This is a genomic window from Paenibacillus sp. FSL H8-0034, from assembly GCF_038000305.1.
GTDB lineage: Bacteria > Bacillota > Bacilli > Paenibacillales > NBRC-103111 > Paenibacillus_S.
Map to the genome: position 1 here is coordinate 34175 of NZ_JBBOBS010000001.1, position 18326 is coordinate 52500.

At 45.7% G+C, this 18326-nt stretch carries 16 protein-coding genes, 8 tRNA genes and 1 rRNA gene (1 of these 25 cut by a window edge); 2 read left to right on the top strand and 23 right to left on the bottom strand.

Annotated features, from left to right (window positions below):
- Positions 1-15 precede the first annotated feature (15 nt).
- From hisH to NST47_RS00155, 5 genes are read right to left on the bottom strand one after another with little or no spacing between them, the layout of a single operon-like run.
- The gene (hisH, locus tag NST47_RS00135) at positions 16-621 is read right to left on the bottom strand and encodes an imidazole glycerol phosphate synthase subunit HisH (protein ID WP_341153440.1); all 606 of its coding nucleotides are present in this window, start codon (positions 619-621) and stop codon (positions 16-18) included.
- 1 nt (position 622) lies between these two features.
- Positions 623-1228, bottom strand: a complete 606-nt coding sequence (gene hisB / locus NST47_RS00140; protein WP_341153441.1) for an imidazoleglycerol-phosphate dehydratase HisB — start codon at positions 1226-1228, stop codon at positions 623-625.
- Entirely contained in the window at positions 1221-2510 is a 1290-nt protein-coding gene (hisD, locus tag NST47_RS00145; RefSeq protein WP_341153442.1) for a histidinol dehydrogenase, read from the bottom strand. Before hisD ends, hisB begins: the two co-directional genes overlap by 8 nt.
- Positions 2511-2562: 52 nt before the next feature.
- Entirely contained in the window at positions 2563-3195 is a 633-nt protein-coding gene (gene hisG, locus NST47_RS00150) for an ATP phosphoribosyltransferase (RefSeq protein WP_240421542.1), read from the bottom strand.
- A gap of 13 nt (positions 3196-3208) precedes the next feature.
- On the bottom strand, positions 3209-4408 hold the full coding sequence (locus NST47_RS00155) for an ATP phosphoribosyltransferase regulatory subunit (RefSeq protein ID WP_341153443.1): 1200 nt from the start codon (positions 4406-4408) through the stop codon (positions 3209-3211).
- A 334-nt stretch (positions 4409-4742) separates the two neighbouring features.
- On the opposite strand from NST47_RS00155, the gene NST47_RS00160 reads away from it, so the two are divergent.
- Positions 4743-5882: an AI-2E family transporter gene (locus NST47_RS00160; protein ID WP_341153444.1), complete on the top strand. Its 1140-nt coding sequence runs from the start codon at positions 4743-4745 to the stop codon at positions 5880-5882.
- Between the two features lie 85 nt (positions 5883-5967).
- Here NST47_RS00160 and NST47_RS00165 read toward each other — a convergent pair whose 3' ends face one another.
- The 9 genes from NST47_RS00165 to NST47_RS00205 all read right to left on the bottom strand — a co-directional run bounded on the left by NST47_RS00165 (position 5968) and on the right by NST47_RS00205 (position 15115).
- Positions 5968-6480, bottom strand: coding sequence for an acyltransferase (locus tag NST47_RS00165; protein ID WP_341153445.1), 513 nt, complete (start codon positions 6478-6480; stop codon positions 5968-5970).
- A complete protein-coding gene (gene ppaX, locus NST47_RS00170; RefSeq protein WP_341153446.1) occupies positions 6464-7129 on the bottom strand; it encodes a pyrophosphatase PpaX in 666 nt (221 codons plus the stop codon). Before ppaX ends, NST47_RS00165 begins: the two co-directional genes overlap by 17 nt.
- 291 nt (positions 7130-7420) lie before the next feature.
- The gene (gene lgt, locus NST47_RS00175; protein ID WP_341153447.1) at positions 7421-8542 is read right to left on the bottom strand and encodes a prolipoprotein diacylglyceryl transferase; all 1122 of its coding nucleotides are present in this window, start codon (positions 8540-8542) and stop codon (positions 7421-7423) included.
- A gap of 33 nt (positions 8543-8575) precedes the next feature.
- Positions 8576-9517, bottom strand: a complete 942-nt coding sequence (gene hprK, locus NST47_RS00180; RefSeq protein WP_341153448.1) for an HPr(Ser) kinase/phosphatase — start codon at positions 9515-9517, stop codon at positions 8576-8578.
- A gap of 172 nt (positions 9518-9689) precedes the next feature.
- Positions 9690-10943, bottom strand: a complete 1254-nt coding sequence (locus tag NST47_RS00185) for an MFS transporter (RefSeq protein ID WP_341153449.1) — start codon at positions 10941-10943, stop codon at positions 9690-9692.
- Positions 10944-11098: 155 nt separating this feature from the next.
- Positions 11099-11572 carry a MarR family transcriptional regulator gene (locus tag NST47_RS00190; protein ID WP_341153450.1) on the bottom strand — a complete coding sequence of 158 codons (474 nt, stop codon included), beginning with the start codon at positions 11570-11572 and terminating at the stop codon, positions 11099-11101.
- Positions 11573-11716: 144 nt separating this feature from the next.
- Positions 11717-12838: an ABC transporter ATP-binding protein gene (locus NST47_RS00195; RefSeq protein WP_076230615.1), complete on the bottom strand. Its 1122-nt coding sequence runs from the start codon at positions 12836-12838 to the stop codon at positions 11717-11719.
- Between the two features lie 92 nt (positions 12839-12930).
- Positions 12931-14046: a PucR family transcriptional regulator gene (locus NST47_RS00200; RefSeq protein ID WP_341153451.1), complete on the bottom strand. Its 1116-nt coding sequence runs from the start codon at positions 14044-14046 to the stop codon at positions 12931-12933.
- A 217-nt stretch (positions 14047-14263) separates the two neighbouring features.
- Positions 14264-15115: a C40 family peptidase gene (locus NST47_RS00205; protein ID WP_341153452.1), complete on the bottom strand. Its 852-nt coding sequence runs from the start codon at positions 15113-15115 to the stop codon at positions 14264-14266.
- A 348-nt stretch (positions 15116-15463) separates the two neighbouring features.
- On the opposite strand from NST47_RS00205, the gene NST47_RS00210 reads away from it, so the two are divergent.
- Positions 15464-15772, top strand: a complete 309-nt coding sequence (locus tag NST47_RS00210; protein ID WP_341153453.1) for an MTH1187 family thiamine-binding protein — start codon at positions 15464-15466, stop codon at positions 15770-15772.
- A 99-nt stretch (positions 15773-15871) separates the two neighbouring features.
- Here NST47_RS00210 and NST47_RS00215 read toward each other — a convergent pair.
- The 9 genes from NST47_RS00215 to NST47_RS00255 all read right to left on the bottom strand — a co-directional run.
- Positions 15872-15944: transfer RNA gene (locus tag NST47_RS00215), tRNA-Lys, on the bottom strand.
- A gap of 6 nt (positions 15945-15950) precedes the next feature.
- Positions 15951-16035, bottom strand: a tRNA-Tyr gene (locus NST47_RS00220).
- 37 nt (positions 16036-16072) lie between these two features.
- Positions 16073-16148: transfer RNA gene (locus NST47_RS00225), tRNA-Phe, on the bottom strand.
- A 78-nt stretch (positions 16149-16226) separates the two neighbouring features.
- A tRNA-Asp gene (locus tag NST47_RS00230) sits at positions 16227-16303 on the bottom strand.
- A 17-nt stretch (positions 16304-16320) separates the two neighbouring features.
- Positions 16321-16396, bottom strand: a tRNA-Thr gene (locus NST47_RS00235).
- A 67-nt stretch (positions 16397-16463) separates the two neighbouring features.
- Positions 16464-16539: transfer RNA gene (locus NST47_RS00240), tRNA-Val, on the bottom strand.
- A gap of 65 nt (positions 16540-16604) precedes the next feature.
- Positions 16605-16681: transfer RNA gene (locus tag NST47_RS00245), tRNA-Met, on the bottom strand.
- A 16-nt stretch (positions 16682-16697) separates the two neighbouring features.
- Positions 16698-16786 (bottom strand) — tRNA-Ser (locus NST47_RS00250).
- A 108-nt stretch (positions 16787-16894) separates the two neighbouring features.
- Positions 16895-18326 (bottom strand): 23S ribosomal RNA (locus NST47_RS00255) (it continues 1491 nt past the right edge of the window).

An 18326-nucleotide genomic window follows, 5' to 3' on the forward strand; every position in this document is an offset into this window, starting at 1 on the left:
CGTTACTACAATGAATTACAGCTTGCTTAGGCCAAGAAAGTTACTCAAAAGCTGCATGCCGATACTGCCGCTTTTCTCCGGGTGAAACTGCATGCCATATACATTGCCACGCCCCACAATAGCAGTGACCTGTTGATAGTAGTCCGTTACTGCCAATAAATCCGATGCTTGCTCTGGCAGTGCGTGAAAGGAATGAACGAAGTATACATGGCCTTCTTCGATGCCTGCAAACAGTGGACTCTTTTGCTGAAACTGAAGTCGATTCCAGCCCATATGCGGAATTTTGTAGCTGCCCTGGAATCGGACCACCTTGCCTGGCAGCAGGTTCAATCCCTCGTAAGAGCCATGCTCCTCACTGCTGGTGAACAGCAGCTGCATACCGAGGCAAATACCGAGCAGCGGCTTGCCGGACTGTGCATAACGCACAGCTACTGCATCGAGGCGGGACTCACGAAGATGCTCCATCGCATCGCCAAAAGCGCCTACACCGGGTAGGATAGCACCGTCTGCGGCCATAATTTCATTTTCATCCGATGTCACCAGCGCTTTATAACCTAACCGCTCGACAGCTTTACTGACGCTGTGCAAATTACCCATTCCATAGTCGATGATTGCGATCATGCTACAGGACCCCTTTCGTCGATGGCACGCCTTTCACGCGCGGGTCAATGCTCGTCGCTTCGTCCAATGCACGCCCTAATGCCTTGAAAATAGCTTCGATCATATGATGCGTATTTTGGCCGTAATGCACGATCACATGCAGTGTAATCCGCGCTTCAAGAGCAAATTTCCACAAAAATTCATGCACCAGCTCGGTTGTAAAGCTGCCCACCTGTGCTGACGGATATTCGGCACGATATTCAAAATGCGGACGGTTGCTGACATCAATCACGACCTGAGCAAGCGCCTCATCCATCGGAATAAATACATTGGCATACCGTTTAATGCCTCTTTTGTCTCCTAAGGCTTCGCGCAAAGCAGTTCCAAGACAAATCCCGATATCCTCAACGGTGTGGTGGTCATCAATATCGATATCGCCATTTGCCGTTACATTCAGGTCAAATTGTCCGTGCTTCGTGAATAAATCCAGCATATGATTCAAGAAGGGTACATCGGTTTCAAGCTGTGTCATCCCTGTTCCATCTACGTTAAAGGATAGTTGTATATTCGTCTCATTCGTTTTACGATCAATATTTGCCGAACGTACGGCCTGCTGTTGGTCAGTCAATGGAAATCCCTTCTTTCTCAAGTCTGATTTGGATGGCTCTGGCATGCGCTTCGAGCCCTTCATGCTGGGCCAAACTAATGATTTTTGCACCATCACGCAGCAGTGCTTCCTTACTATAATAGATAACACTCGATTTTTTCATAAAATCATCGATGTTGAGCGGCGAGGAGAACCTTGCGGTGCCATTGGTAGGCAGCACATGATTCGGACCGGCAAAATAGTCGCCTACCGGCTCTGAGCTGTATGGTCCAAGGAAAATCGCGCCTGCGTTTTCAATTTTGCTCAAATACTGGAATGGATCTGCTGTAATGATTTCGAGATGCTCGGGCGCAAGCTCGTTAACGGCTTTTACGCCTTCTTCCAAGGTTGCAACAGTCAGAATAGCACCATTATCGCGAATCGACTGAGCAGCTATATCACGCTTCGGCAAGGTGTCCAGCTGTCGGGCAACCTCTGCCTGCACGGCCTCAGCAAGTTCTTTCGAAGGCGTAACCAGTATGGCAGATGCCATCTCGTCATGCTCAGCCTGAGACAACAAATCTGCCGCTACATAAGAGGCATCGGCCGTATCGTCAGCTAACACGACAATTTCACTTGGTCCGGCGATACTGTCGATATCCACAACACCGAACACGTAACGTTTGGCCAGAGCAACGTAAATATTACCGGGACCCACGATTTTATCAACTGCTGGAATCGTGTCCGTTCCGTATGCCAGAGCCGCTACCGCTTGCGCACCACCGACACGGTAAATTTCGCTAACACCAGCTTCTGCAGCCGCCACGAGGATATGAGGATCAATACCGTCAACCCCGGCTGTTGCAGGGGGGGTGACCATTACAATTTCTGGAACGCCTGCTACCGTGGCAGGGATCGCATTCATCAGCACCGATGATGGATAGGCTGCTTTCCCTCCTGGTACGTATAGGCCCACACGCCGCAGCGGTCGGACAACCTGCCCGAGAATGCTGCCATCCGGCTGCAAATCCATCCAGGAAGTACGCTTCTGCTTCTCATGAAAGCTGCGGATCCGAACCGCGGCCTCACGCAGTGCAGTGAGAAAGCTCTCATCCACTGACGCATAGGCAGCTTCAATTTCCTCCTTGCTCACTCGCAGTTCCTGTACATTCACCCCATCGAACTGCTGTGAGAAGCGACGCAGCGCTGTATCGCCCTCGTTTCGCACAGCCTCGATAATAAGCTTAACCCGATCATTTTGCTCCTCTGAGCCATATTCAAGCTCGCGTCGCAGCGAGAATTCGCTTGCCGGCACAATTTTCATGGCAGACTCCCCTTTCTCATCCCATCCTGATTCTGCAAATTTTCCTGTAATTTTAGCGTACAGACGCAAGCATCTGCTGCAGCTTGTCACAAAGCGCTTGAATGGTTGCATTTTTCATCCGGTAGCTGACACGATTGGCAATCAAACGGGTCGTAATCGCAAAAATCTCTTCCTGCTCCACGAGTCCATTATCCCTCAGCGTTTGTCCGGTCTCAACCATATCCACAATACGATCTGCAAGACCGATTAAAGGAGCCAGCTCAATGGAACCGTTCAGCTTAATGACCTCTACCTGCTGACCACGCTCACGAAAAAATTGGGAAGCCACATTGGGATATTTCGTCGCTACTCTTGGGTTCAATACCGGCTGCCAATCGGGCAAGCCAATAACGGACATCCGGCAGCGTGCGATACCCAAATCCAATAGCTCATATACATCACGGTCTTCTTCCATTAATACATCCTTGCCCACAACCCCGATATCAGCTACGCCATACTCCACATATGTGGGTACATCGACCGGTTTAGCCATAATGAATTCCATATTAGCCTCAGGCACTGGAATGATCAGCTTTCGTGAATCATCCATATCCTCAGGAATCAAAAGCCCCGCCTCGCGAAATAACCTGGAAGCCTGTTTATAGATACGCCCTTTGGGCATCGCCACTTTCAATACATCCTGCATAGGTCCCGCTCCTTTATTCAAACTCTATGACATCCCCATAAGAAACGCCGTTCACTACAAATGTATCATCGTCCAGCCGAACGGCAGCTAATTGACCATCTTGTTCAGAGAGCAGTCTGGTCTCGACCTTCGTGCCTTCCCGTGCACGCAGCTCCTTGGCTGTCCGAAAGGCAGCCTCTCGCCCACTAGCTTTATAGGCTATCAATACCCGAAAGCTGGATTCGATAGGCTGTTTGCTGACCACTTCCAAAATCCGGTTTGTTTTAAGCGCAAATCCCGTAGCGGGAGCTGGTCGTCCGAATTGCGTAAGCAAATTGTCATACCGACCGCCGCTGCATACCGGAAAACCCAAATCAGCTGCATATCCCTCAAATGTCATACCCGTATAATAGGAAAAGTCACCGATCATCGTTAAATCAATCAACACATGCCCACTAACACCATAAGCCTTTAACACATCCCATACCTGACACAAATGTGCTATCGATTGCTGAGCTACCGGATCCTTTGTAACCTGTCGAGCCTGGGCGCAGATTTCCTCGCCGCCACGCAATCTCAGAATACCTTCCAGCTCTGATTGCAGCGCTTCGCTTAAACCAAGTGCCTTGATATGTTCCCGATAGCCTACATAATCCCGATTCAACAAACATTCCTTCAGGCTCTGCTGCTCATCCTTACGCTCCTGAAGTGTTTCATTAAAGAGCCCTGTCAGAAAACCTACGTGGCCAAGCGCAATCTTGAAATCCTTGACCCCGGCCGCTTGCAGACTCGCTATCGCCAAGGCAATCACTTCCGCATCGGATTCTGAGGATGCATCCCCTACCAGCTCCACACCAGTTTGAAAAAATTCTGCATCCCGTCCTGCTTCCGCTTCAATCGCACGAAATATATTCGCATGATACGAAAGTCGTATTGGAAAAGCCTGCTGCTTCAACAGGGAGGATACGACCCGTGCAATCGGCGCTGTCATATCAGAACGCATCACAAGCGTAGTTCCCTTGCGGTCCAACAATTTAAACAGCTTCCGATCCTCCGTAGAGCTAGCTACCCCCACCGTATCATAAAACTCTAATGTTGGCGTAATAATCTCCGAATATCCCCAACGCTCCATACAGTTCAATACATTCGTTTCAATGGTCCGCAATTTAGCTACGGCCTCCGGAAGATAATCCTTGACTCCGGTTGGCTTTTCAAATACCTTTGGTTTGGACACCGCTCTTCACCCACCTATATCCTGCTTAATTATTTTTACGTTTACTTTAGCGCGATAATGTGCTACCATACTACCAAGTTAAAGAATATAATCGTTAGTGTACCATCGAAAGTGTCTAACGTCAATACAGAATTGACCGTACATGTACGGCAAAATGTATTCATGCAGAGCTTATGAAATAATTCCCAATTGGGAATCCTATATATACGTAAAGCATCTATCATACTGGCATATCGTACATATCCATATCTCCTAACATGTTTGAAATATTACCTGATTGAGTAATGATTAATAAGGAAAATTCTCGTTCTAATCTATTTGTGGAGGCAAGAACATGCAGCTACCTGAAATCAGGCCGGATCGGTTCAAAAGATTGTTTTTAAATAATAAGTTTGTTTTATTCTTGCTAACCCTGCTGTTGATCGGTCTTAACATCTTTGTACTGAACAAAATTCCTTTTGTATTTAAACCATTCATTGTACTTGTCAAAACTGTCCTGCTGCCGCTGATCTTGACAGGAGTCGTATATTATTTATTAAATCCAATTGTCGATCTGCTCGAACGTAAACACATGAAGCGGATTTACTCGATTATCTCACTTTACATCTTGATTCTTGCCGTCATTACGCTTTTGATTCTTGCTGTTATCCCCGTCATCCATACGCAAATTATGGAGCTCGTTCACAATTTTCCAGCCTACAGCGAGCAGGTTCAGCTTAATTTTGAATCGTGGATAGGGAATGACATCTTCAATCAAATTCAGCAAACAACCGGCTTCAATCCGAGCGATTGGACCCAAACCATAACCCAGCGACTGAGTTCCATTGTAAGTCTCGCAGGAGCCAGCATCGGAAGCTTTATTGGATTTATTACCGAAACCTTGCTCGCAATTGCCGTAGTCCCTTTTATTTTGTTCTACTTGCTTAAAGGAGGTAAACGATTACCCGATTACATATTAAGCTTCCTGCCTAATTCGTTTCGCAATCAGACCTTCGAGGTCATGTCCGAAATGAACCATCAAATCAGCACCTACATTCGTGGCCAAATTATTGTCAGCTTTTGCATCGGATTTCTGCTCTATATCGGTTATCTGATTATCGGTCTGAAATATTCGCTGATTCTCGCCATCATCGCTGCTTTTACCAGTGTTGTTCCTTATTTGGGACCCGCCATTGCGATTACACCGGCTCTAATCGTTGCAGCTGTCACCTCTCCCGTCATGCTGCTCAAAATGATTGTTATCTGGACCATCGTACAGTTAATAGAGGGTAAATTTATTTCCCCGCAAATTATGGGCAAAACATTAAAAATCCATCCGATTACGATCATTTTTGTTATTTTGACGGCAGGCAACCTGTTCGGACTCGTGGGAATTATTCTTGCTGTTCCTGGCTACGCTGTGCTGAAGGTCATCGCTTCCCATCTGTTCGACTGGTTTAAAAGACGATCAGGGCTTTATCGAACTTTTGAGTAAATTGTCTACTATAAAGTTATGGGTTTACTAGAAATACATAACAAAGAGCAGTACCCAGCTATTTAGTCTGGACACTGCTTTTTTATTATTTTTGATGATCCGCAAGATTTGCTCTTACATCTTGACGTATCACCTGCAGCGGATTACCAGCCACAAAGCTATAAGGCGCCACATTCTTATGCACGACAGAGCCTGCGCCTATCACCGCATGGTCTCCAATCGTCACTCCTGGAAGAATCGTTGTATTCGCCCCAATCATTACATGAGAGCCAATACGCACCGTTCCTATGCGGTATTCTTTAATTAAATATTCATGAGTGAGGATTGTCGAATTATAGCCTATGATCGTATTATCCCCAACCTCAATGCGCTCTGGAAAAAATACATCGACCATCACCATTAAAGCAAAGGAGGTTTGATGCCCTACCTTCATCCCCAGCATATGACGATAAATCCAGCGCTTCATGGGAAGTGACGGTGTATATCTCGAAATTTGAATGCATACAAAATTACGAACCGCCTTCCAGCGGCTAACCGTCCGATACATTTGCCAAAGCGAATTAGGTCCATCTACCGGAAATTTATCCGTTTGTCTCAAGCGACTTCTCCTCGACTCCTGTGATCTTAAGTAATTCCTTAATGTCTTGTATGATGTACGTAGGACTGTACTGTTGCAAATACGGAATTCCCTTGAGTGACCAGGCAACAGCTACCGCAGGAATACCGGCATTATGGGCTGCCTCTATATCGTAATGACTATCTCCAACCATGACAGCACCCTCTGCGTCAGAGCCTAGCCCTTTCAAAGCTTTACGTATGCCTTCCGGATCAGGCTTTGGCCATTTGACATCCTCAACCGTAACGATCGTATCAAAATAATCGTAGAGCCCGCACAACCTTAAACCCATTTCTGAAGTAATTCTAACCTTGCTTGTGACAATTCCCATTTTGATGCCAGCCACATGCAGCTTACCCAGCGTTTCACGAACACCTGTAAACTCTGTCACCAGTTCATCATGCTTTTCAATGTTAAATGTCCGGTACTTATGTACCAGATCGCCCACACTGTCTCTACCCGAAAAAAACTTCATTTGTTCGATTAACGGCCGACCCATGTTAGGAATAATATGCTCCCTGGTGACTGGCTGTTCGGTAATGCCTTCAAATGTATGCAAAAACGACTGTATAATCAGCTCGTTCGTATCGATAATCGTTCCATCAAGGTCAAATAATACGGTATGAATCATGTGACTGAATTGTCCTCCCTAATTTTCTTTACCCTCCCAAACCCTCCCTATAGGGAGGGCCCCAAAGGGCACTGCCCTCTGGACTCCCTTGGAGCGTATGCAGACTTTATGTGTTCTCGGGCCGCTTTCGTCCCTGCGGGACACGCTTGACTTGGGTGGTGTTATATCGTTTGCTGACTGACGTGTATTCGGGACGCTTTCGTCCTTCGGACACGCTTGGCTTTGAGTGACGTTGCTTTTTCACGGGACGCATCGTCCCTGCGGGACACGCTCTAGCTGGGCCTACTTATTTCATTCAGAAGGTTTGTTTGGCTTATTTTCTTCCTTCTCAAGTTGAACGCTCTGAACTTCCGTAGATTCTTTATTTTTATCAGAAGCATGTTCAGCATGCTCGGCCACAATCTGATCTGCAGAAGGTGGGCTAACCACCGGGATACCTGTTAGAACAGGTACTGCAGAATGTTCAGAAGGGTCAGATGACGCTTCCTCCACATATCCGATAGGTCGGATAGGTCGGATAGGATCGTAATAACGTTCCACTGAAGCACCGCTTTTTCTGCGGTACATCATGAACACTACAGCGAAGATGATGATCAATATCGCAAGCAGCTGCGAAATCCGGACATTGCCACCATAGGTCATAAAGCCCGATTCGAAGCCTAACGCCCGCATAGGCGCCCATAAACCGTTCATCAGGGAAGCCAGCCAAGCAGGTCCAGTGAAATCCAGGCTATCTGTTCTTAAGCCCTCGACGAAAAACCGGACAATCGAATACCCTATGAAGTAACTTAAAAACAGCTCTCCCGCGCGTAAAAACGGACGTCTGCGCAGCACTAGCAACAGCAATAAAACTATAAAGTTAAATACCGATTCATATAAAAAGGTTGGATGATAATATTGGCCATTGATCAGCATCTGATTCACAATAAAATCCGGCAAATGCAGTGAGTTTCTTAAAAACGCCTCACTCACAGGCCCCCCATGGGCCTCCTGATTAATAAAATTCCCCCAGCGCCCGATAGCCTGGCCGATAATCAAACCCGGTGCACACACATCAGCAATACGCCAAAAGCTGTAGCCCTTGCGACGCGTATAAATCACTGCACAGATAACAGCTCCGATCAGTGCGCCATAGATAGCGATCCCGCCATGCCAGACCATGAATACCTCGGATAAATTATCCCTGTAATCCTCCCACTTGAAAGCGACATAATAAATACGCGCGCCAATAATAGCTGAAGGGACTCCAAGCAGCACCAAATCCATATAAAAATCCGGATTCATCCCAAAACGCTTACCTTCTCGAATAGCTAATAATAAGCCCATTAAAGCTGCCGTTCCCAAAATAATACCGTACCAATGCACCTGTAGTGCCCCGATCCCGAATGCAATCGGATTCATTGCCAACCACATGTTGTTCTCCCTTCTGAATGCCGAAGCCTTCTCTTATTCCATATCATCCATATCCTCGGCCAATGTTTCCGTAAGCTTGTTTGTAAACTGCAGCGCAGCATTATAACCCATCCGTTTTAACCGATAGTTCATGGCTGCTACCTCGATAATAACCGCCAGATTTCGTCCTGGGCGAACCGGAATCGTGACCAATGGAATATCCGTTTCTATAATACGTGTTGTCTCTTCGTCCAAACCTAACCGATCGTACTGCTTGTCCTGCTGCCACGTTTCCAGCTTAATCACGACAGAAATTTTCTTCAAGTTGCGGATCGCGCCAGCACCGAATAAAGTCATCATATTAATGATACCCACACCACGGATTTCTAACAAATGACGGATCAGCTCCGGCGCATTACCCACCAGCACATGATCAGCCGTTTGACGAATTTCAACGGCATCATCCGCAATCAACCGATGTCCACGTTTCACCAGCTCCAGTGCAGTCTCGCTTTTACCAATACCACTGGAACCGGATATCAAGATCCCAATCCCATATACATCAACTAGAACGCCATGAATCGTTGTGGATGGCGCAAGCTTGTTTTCCAAAAAGCCTGTAATTCGGCTTGCCAAAATCGTAGTGGACTGAGGCGTACGCAGCACCGGAATCTGTTTTTCATTTGCAGCGGCCAACAGCTCAATCGGCACATCCAAACCGCGGCTGACCAAAATACACGGTGTCTCCTCCGGAGCGCATAGACGGGTCATCCGATCCATTCGTTCCTCCGCAGACAGACCGTGAAAGAACGTCAGCTCGGTCTTGCCCAAAATTTGCACTCGTTCCATAGGATGAAACTCATAATAGCCTGCCATCTCTAATCCAGGGCGGTACAAATCTGCTACGGTTATCGGTCTTTTCAGTCCTCCCTCACCGCAAATGACTTCCAAATGAAATTCCGCCACAAGATCGGACACTTTTACTTTTTTTGGCATCTCTCTTCCGTCTCCTTCATTTTCCCGATAATTCCATCGTATATAAAATACCGTCATAAATCAACTCATGCTGAGAATTCCAGCTCAATTTCCATCAATTTTCAATAAAAAGCCCGGCTGAAATAAACTCAACCGGACTTGAATAATATTTTTTACCACAGGGCAGCTTGTTTTACACTTTGCTCTCTTGCATGGTCTTTACATCCATTCTCTTATACAAAACTGCTATTGCCGCTGCTATAAGAATCATACCCATAAAAGCGGGTGCTGCATGACCAAGTGATATATAGATTTGACCTCCAATGATAGGTCCAATCATTCTTGCTAAAGCCTGAATAGATTGGCTACCTCCTTGAATCCTTCCTTGTTCACTGGAATCGACAGACTTGGAGAGCATACCATTGAATGAAGGCCCAAAGATCGAATCACCAAAACCAAATATAAACATTCCAGCGATAAAAAGCGGATAGAATGAGAGCAAAGCCGATGCTGCAATAAAGCTGTAGCCTATAATTTCCGCAACCATTCCAAGAATTGCTATCTGTTTATCACTAAGTTTTTTCAAAAGCTTTGGCATTATGAAACCTTGTGAAAGGATGTCCTGTAATCCCATAATTGAAAACATAAGTCCAATTCGTGCAGGATCCCAACTGAAAGTATCCAGTGTAAATTGCGAAAAAACGGCCTGTAAAGATCCGTTGGGTATCCAAAGTAAGAACGCTGAGACAAGTAGCCGATTTAAGTTTTTCATGGAAAGTATGCTTGTCAGCTGTGTAAATGGATTTAACCTCATGAGAGTAATCTCTTTAAGTCTATTGTTCTTGTTAAGGCTCTCAGGCATAAAAAAGTATCCATAAACAACGTTCAGCAAAGTGATTATGGCTCCAAAATACATGGGGGCAGCATAACCAAAGTTGGCAAGTAATCCGCCTAGAGTCGGGCCAATGACCGCACCTACACCTACAACCGCACTCACCCATCCAAAGTATTTGGTTCTCTGTTCAGGAGGAATGATATCTGCAAAATATGCGAAGATCGTGCTTACGCTCCCGCCTGTTATACCTTCTATTATGCGTCCAGCAAATAGTATCCAGAGAGCTCCTCCTATGCCAAAAACGAAGTAGCCGATTGCGGAACCCAGAAGGCATACTAAGAGCAATGGACGACGGCCATATCTGTCGCTCAAAGCCCCAAGTGCGGGGGCCGCAAAAAACACGCAGACTGCATAAACAGAGGTCAGCAGCGTAACGACTATAACTTGTTCTCCGGGATTGCTTATATAAGGCTGCACTAAGAATGGGACGACAGGTGCTATGATACTGAAGCCTATTCCGCAAAGAAATACAGAGATAAGACCGAATATTAAAGCGTGTTTATCTACGGTTTGTTCTGTGTTTTGTTCATTGTGTGATCTAAATATGGGCATTTAAAGTTTCTCCTCGATAGTTATTGTTTTGATTCCTCGGAAACAAATTCATCGTATTACATTTTTGTTTCCCTGTCAACAAAATAATAGTAATAAAAAGACAGCCTGTTCTCAATAGAGTCCGGCTGCCTGTGGTTTCATTTCATTATTCATCTTTACTCAGACTCAATATCTATACCCAGCTTCTTTATTTCTGCATCCAAATGCCTACTATACTTTTCCAAGAAGCTAAGCATACTGTCGAACTGTTCCTCGGTTACCTGCTCAAATACGGCTTTATCCCGCTCTTGAAACTCTTTGTGTAGGTCCTCATGAATTTTATAAATTACTTTCCCTTGCTCAGTAAGCCTAAAATAGATTTCTTTCTTGTTGTCCGACTTCTGGTAGCTTTCGATGAGGCCTTTTTTTATAAGCTTCTTAGTCATTTTACTTATGGCACCGCGAGTCATATAAAAGGACTCCGCAAGTTTTGTCACGTTGGAATCTACATTTTTTTCAATGTATTCGATACAATGTACTTCAGAAGACTTATAACCCTTAAGACTGTCTTCCATCTTATCCTTATTAAGCCAAACCATCTTATTATATAAGTCCCTGAAACCCATTATGACCTGATCTTCTTTGTTCATAGCCCGTCCTCCCACCCGTTGGTGCATTAACAATATTAAAATAATTATTTTTAAAATGGAATTGACCTTGTTCCCCGGTATCTTCTACTCATAGGAATAAAAAAAGACCAGTCGCTAAGACTGGCCTTCCTCGTTATACGCAAATTATGAAGTGAAAATGGATAATGTCGATTCTTTATCGAAGAAATGAACCTTATTCATGTCTACAGCTAATTTTACGTTTGTATTTTCTTTGAAGCCTGCACGGCCGTCAACACGAGCAACAACGCTGTTTTTGCCAATACCAGTCAAGTAAAGGAACATTTCGTGACCGAGGTTCTCAGCAACTTCGATGTGCGCATTAACAACGGAGTTAGGGGAAGCTTCCAGGAATACTGGCTCTTCGTGAAGATCCTCAGGACGGATACCCATAACTACTTCTTTACCCAGGTAACCTTTTTCACGTAAGAATTTCGCTTTACCTTCTGGTACTTCAACGTTTACGCCATCAGCTTTGAAATATACGCTATTGTTAGCATCTGTAAAGTTTCCAGTAATGAAGTTCATTGAAGGCGATCCGATAAAGCTTGCAACGAACATATTTTTCGGGAAGTTGTAGATTTCTTCTGGTGTATCAGCTTGTTGAATAATTCCTTTTTCCATAACAACAATACGATCGCCCATTGTCATAGCTTCGGTTTGGTCATGCGTTACATAGATAGTTGTAACTTCCAAACGTTTGGACAATTTACTGATCTCAGCACGCATCTGTACGCGAAGCTTGGCATCCAAGTTGGAAAGCGGCTCATCCATTAAGAAAACTTGTGGCTCACGTACAATCGCACGACCCAAGGCAACACGTTGACGTTGACCCCCGGAAAGAGCTTTTGGTTTACGATCAAGCAAATGTGTAATATCTAGAATTTTGGCTGCATCACGAACGCGAGCGTCGATATCAGCTTTTTTGAATTTACGAAGTTTAAGTCCGAACGCCATATTTTGATAAACACTCATATGTGGATACAAGGCATAGGATTGGAAAACCATCGCGATATCGCGGTCCTTAGGTGCCACGTCGTTAACCAAACGGTCGCCGATGTAAAGTTCACCCTCAGTGATTTCTTCCAAACCTGCAATCATACGAAGAGTTGTGGACTTACCGCAACCGGAAGCGCCTACAAGAACGACAAACTCTTTATCTTTGACTTCAAGGTGGAAATCTTTAACTGTTGCTTCTTCTGCACCCGCGTATTTTTTTACGATATGGTTTAAGCGTACACCTGCCATGGTTCAATTCCCCCTACATATTTATGATCAATTTATATCCTTATCTTACCCTACCAATCCGCTTGTGACTATGCACAATCCTCACAAAAAAATCACTTTCTTTTCGTTACTTTGTACAATAGCAGTGCAATCTTGACCAATACCGCATCATTAAATGTTCGAACATCCAAACCTGTCTCTTGTTTGAACTTGTCCAGTCGATACAAAAGCGTATTTCTGTGAATATATAGCTTCTTGGCAGTTTCGCTCACATTGCAATCAATTCGGAAAAAATGCTCCAGTGTCGTCATCGTTTCCGAATCCAGGGCAACGTCAAGCCGCTTCAATACACGTTCCAGGAAGCTTGTCTTGTCTGCCTCGGGTATCTGATGAATGAGCTTTTCCAACTGCAAGGACCATGGCAAATGCATATTGCTTCCTACATGGTAGGTACGACCGAGCATAATGGTCTCACGCAGCTGCAGAACACTTGCATACAGTGACTTAGCCGGCAAAATAGGATAGTGAATAGCCAGATGACATTCTCCGATCCATTCATTCTCAAGCATCGCGTGCAAGCCAAATCCGATCGCCGCAAGCGTATCCTCCAGACTCTCTTCATCTCCATTATCACGCTCATCAGCCGCATCGATCGATAGCATTTTCTCGGAGCCAAGAATGAGCCATTCCTTATCCATCAACGGAATCAAAATCATCTCCGTATCAAAAAACGACTCCAGCAGCTTTTTCAGCTCCTGATAACTGACTCGCTGTGATTGTGAATAATCACCATAGAGCAATAAAGGAATTTTGGTGGAATACAAGGAAAGCTGCGATACCAGGGTGTCAGGCATTTCTGCATGAACAAGCCCAAGCTCCTGCTGCTGTTTGAACCAGTCTTTTACCATGGCTGCCTTACGCTCTTCCTCACTGGTCGATGAGGTGTTTTTCTTCTCCTGTAAGCGCCGTGTTTCGAGCATAAGCTCTACGAGCTGCCGTTCTGCCAATGTCACACCTTCTGCCGATACCGATAAAACAAGTGCATCCTGAGCGTCCTTGTGAACAAAAAAGACCAGTTGATCCTCTACAACAATGCTTTTCGTTGGAGTTCCCTTGTCTTTATTTTCGGACTCAACCCGATTCAGCCAATACTCCCAAGTCCATTTGGATAAACGTACAGACCCTTTGAAAATCTGCTCCAGCTGCTGCCTTAATGGCTCCCAGTCCATACTTGAGCCCCCAACCTATTTTAGTTTAACAAAGTTAGATAAATAATGATGTTGTTCTGGCAAGTAGCCTTGTCCTAATATCCCAACCCTTGCTACTGAGCAGAGCTTGTGATCCTATCTTTATCATAGCAAAATAGCAATAAACAACCAAGTATTCAACAAACAAAATCACCCTGCGCAGCTTGCACAAGGTGATTTCTCCGATTCACAGCCTATTTTAATCAATCACCCTACGGGCTGTTACATAATGATCCTTCCACCAGCCGCTGTCAATCGTACTGTATTTAACCCCGCCTTCTCCATAAGTATGTACCATCATGCCATCACCGATATACATGCCAACATGACCAATCTTGCCATTGGAATCCTTTGTTGTAAAAAACACAAGGTCACCCGTATCCAAATTACTTTTGCTGATGAATTTGCCTTCCAATGCCTGATCCCGAGAAACGCGCGGCAGTGAGATATCGTACTTGGCAAAAATCCATTTCATAAAAGAGGAGCAATCAAATGTCTGGGTTTGTCCATATTTGGAACCAAAAACGTAAGGAGTTCCCAGATACTTTTGGGCTTCAAGCACCAGCTTGGCTCGTACCTGATCGTTGGCTGACAGAATTCGGCGTGCTCCAATAAATTCGCTGCGAAACGTATTAACAGAGTAAGTGACCACTTCGTCCTTGGATTTTGATGCCATTACGAGCTTATCGTTACCAATATATATCCCCGATGAGCTTGGTGTATTATCTTTCCCGAAAAATAAAACATCCCCTTCAATCACACTCGATAACGATTTAATCAACGGTTTATTCATATTAAATTGGTCGTTCAAAGTCCTCGGCATCTTATAATCAAGCATTTTATATACGTAATAGTTCAGTCCCGATGCATCAAAGCCTTTAGCTATCGTTTCCTGACCTGCGGCATAATCTTTACCAACCAGCTTTTTACTCAATGACACCGCATCCATATCATCATAAGCGGCATAAGCTGATCCTGTCATAACCCCACTTAACGTCACTGCCATAACTACGGTGATACTTGCAGCTCGAAGCATACTGCCTTTCGTCATCATGAATTCCCTCCAATTTCACATATGTTATCCATATTTGGGCGATTTCTATTCCCGTATCAACACATTACCATGGAAAATATGTGAGATTCATTGAGCAAAATGTACCTCAACTCTGAAAAGGCTGGGCCCCGGTCCACAATCAGGAAAGTTTGCTTGCATCAACAACTACAATTCATATAATTTTCCAAATACTGATGGCTAAACTGAAGAGATCTGGATAGAATAAAGGCCGCTCATTTTACAATTTCTCAAAAAGTATGCTACAGTTTAATTTAATGCTTTATAACAAAATGGGTCCCAGCACAAGAACAATCACTTCATTTAAAAAGCAAGGAGCTGCTTCCTATGGCCATAGTCGAAATCACCATTATCCCGGTCGGTACCTCATCCACCAGCCTGAGCGCTTACGTCGCCAATATGCAGCTCGTACTCGCCCAGATGAAAGAGCCCATCAGCTATCAAATGACGCCAATGAGCACAATTATTGAGGGTGATCTCGATGATTTATTCAAGGTCATACGCCGCTTGCATGAACTGCCCTTTCAAAATGGAGCAGAGCGTGTTTCCACTTCCATTAAGATTGACGATCGTCGCGATCAACCGAGCTCCATGCAGCAAAAAATGAAATCCGTTGAATCTAAGTTGAATCCGTAAATCGAGTTAAAATGAAATTCCCAATATCCAATCAAGTTTGCCATTTCAAAAATACGCAAAAAAAGAGACCTTCGCAGGTCTCTTTACTTTCTGTATGGATGAGACATGTAGGATTCGAACCTACGACACCCTGATTAAAAGTCAGGTGCTCTACCAACTGAGCTAATGTCTCAAATCATGGTGGAGGATGATGGATTCGAACCACCGAACTCAGAGAGAGCAGATTTACAGTCTGCCGTGTTTAGCCACTTCACTAATCCTCCATAATGGATGATGCTGCTTGGATGCAGTAAAATCCAATGGTGGCTCGGGACGGAATCGAACCGCCGACACGAGGATTTTCAGTCCTCTGCTCTACCGACTGAGCTACCGAGCCATACTACAATAATTTCAAATTTCTATACCATTCATATTAAAAGGAAACTCGTCCATTTTGTAAGCAATGGTAATAAAATGGCGGAGCCGACGGGATTCGAACCCGCGATCTCCTGCGTGACAGGCAGGCATGTTGGGCCACTACACCACGGCTCCGCATTTGAAAAAGTACATGGTGCCGTCGAGAGGACTTGAACCCCCAACCTACTGATTACAAGTCAGTTGCTCTACCAATTGAGCTACAACGGCAAGTTTGAATGATGTCCTTCAACAAGTATGTGAAGTAATCAACAATATTATTCTTCTTAACAATAAATGGTGGAGGCTGACGGGATCGAACCGCCGACCCTCTGCTTGTAAGGCAGATGCTCTCCCAGCTGAGCTAAGCCTCCATAAGTTAATCAAATCAAAACGAATCATAACATATTTCATTATGTAAAATCAATAATAAAATAAATGGTAGCGGCGAAGGGAATCGAACCCCCGACCTCACGGGTATGAACCGTACGCTCTAGCCAGCTGAGCTACACCGCCACATGGAAAATCACTACGGAGAGAGAGGGATTCGAACCCTCGCACCACTTACGCAGTCTAACCCCTTAGCAGAGGGTCCCCTTATAGCCACTTGGGTATCTCTCCATGATCATTAGAAACAATGGATGCATTGCTCCCTGAAAACTAGATCCGAAACTTACACTTTACGCTTGAGCAGCGCGTCTCACTCGCTTTCGCTTGCAAGACTCTTTCTTGGATAAGCCCTCGACCGATTAGTATTCGTCAGCTCCATACCTTGCGGCACTTCCACCCCGAACCTATCTACCTCATCGTCTATAAGGGGTCTTACTAATTGGGAAATCTCATCTTGAGGGGGGCTTCGCGCTTAGATGCTTTCAGCGCTTATCCCTTCCGTACGTAGCTATCCAGCCGTGCTCCTGGCGGAACAACTGGTACACCAGCGGTACGTCCATCCCGGTCCTCTCGTACTAAGGACAGCTCCTCTCAAATTTCCTGCGCCCACGACAGATAGGGACCGAACTGTCTCACGACGTTCTGAACCCAGCTCGCGTACCGCTTTAATGGGCGAACAGCCCAACCCTTGGGACCTACTTCAGCCCCAGGATGCGATGAGCCGACATCGAGGTGCCAAACCTCCCCGTCGATGTGGACTCTTGGGGGAGATAAGCCTGTTATCCCCAGGGTAGCTTTTATCCGTTGAGCGATGGCCCTTCCATTCGGTACCACCGGATCACTAAGCCCGACTTTCGTCCCTGCTCGACCTGTTTGTCTCGCAGTCAAGCTCCCTTGTGCCTTTACACTCTGCGAATGATTTCCAACCATTCTGAGGGAACCTTAGGGCGCCTCCGTTACATTTTAGGAGGCGACCGCCCCAGTCAAACTGCCCACCTGACACGGTCCCTGCACCGGATTACGGTGCGAGGTTAGAACTCGGATACGATCAGGGTGGTATCCCAACGTCGCCTCCACACAAGCTGGCGCTCATGCTTCTTTGGCTCCCACCTATCCTGTACAGATCGTACCCAAGTTCAATATCAAGCTGCAGTAAAGCTCCATGGGGTCTTTCCGTCTTGTCGCGGGTAACCTGCATCTTCACAGGTAGTAAAATTTCACCGGATCTCTCGTTGAGACAGCGCCCAAGTCGTTACGCCATTCGTGCGGGTCAGAATTTACCTGACAAGGAATTTCGCTACCTTAGGACCGTTATAGTTACGGCCGCCGTTTACTGGGGCTTCGGTTCATAGCTTCACCTTGCGGTTAACCACTCCCCTTAACCTTCCAGCACCGGGCAGGCGTCAGCCCGTATACTTCGCCTTACGGCTTCGCACAGACCTGTGTTTTTGCTAAACAGTCGCTTGGGCCTTTTCACTGCGGCCCCCTCGGGCTATTCACCCTACCGAGGCACCCCTTCTCCCGAAGTTACGGGGTCATTTTGCCGAGTTCCTTAACGAGAGTTCTTCCGCGCGCCTTAGCATACTCTGCTCGCCCACCTGTGTCGGTTTGCGGTACGGGCACCTTCTCCCTGGCTAGAGGCTTTTCTTGGCAGCTTGAACTCATGACCTTCGCTACTGCAATTTTCGCTCCCCATCACAGCTCAGCCTTATCGATGTGCGGATTTGCCTACACACCAGCCTCGCTGCTTGGACGGACATCCATCAGTCCG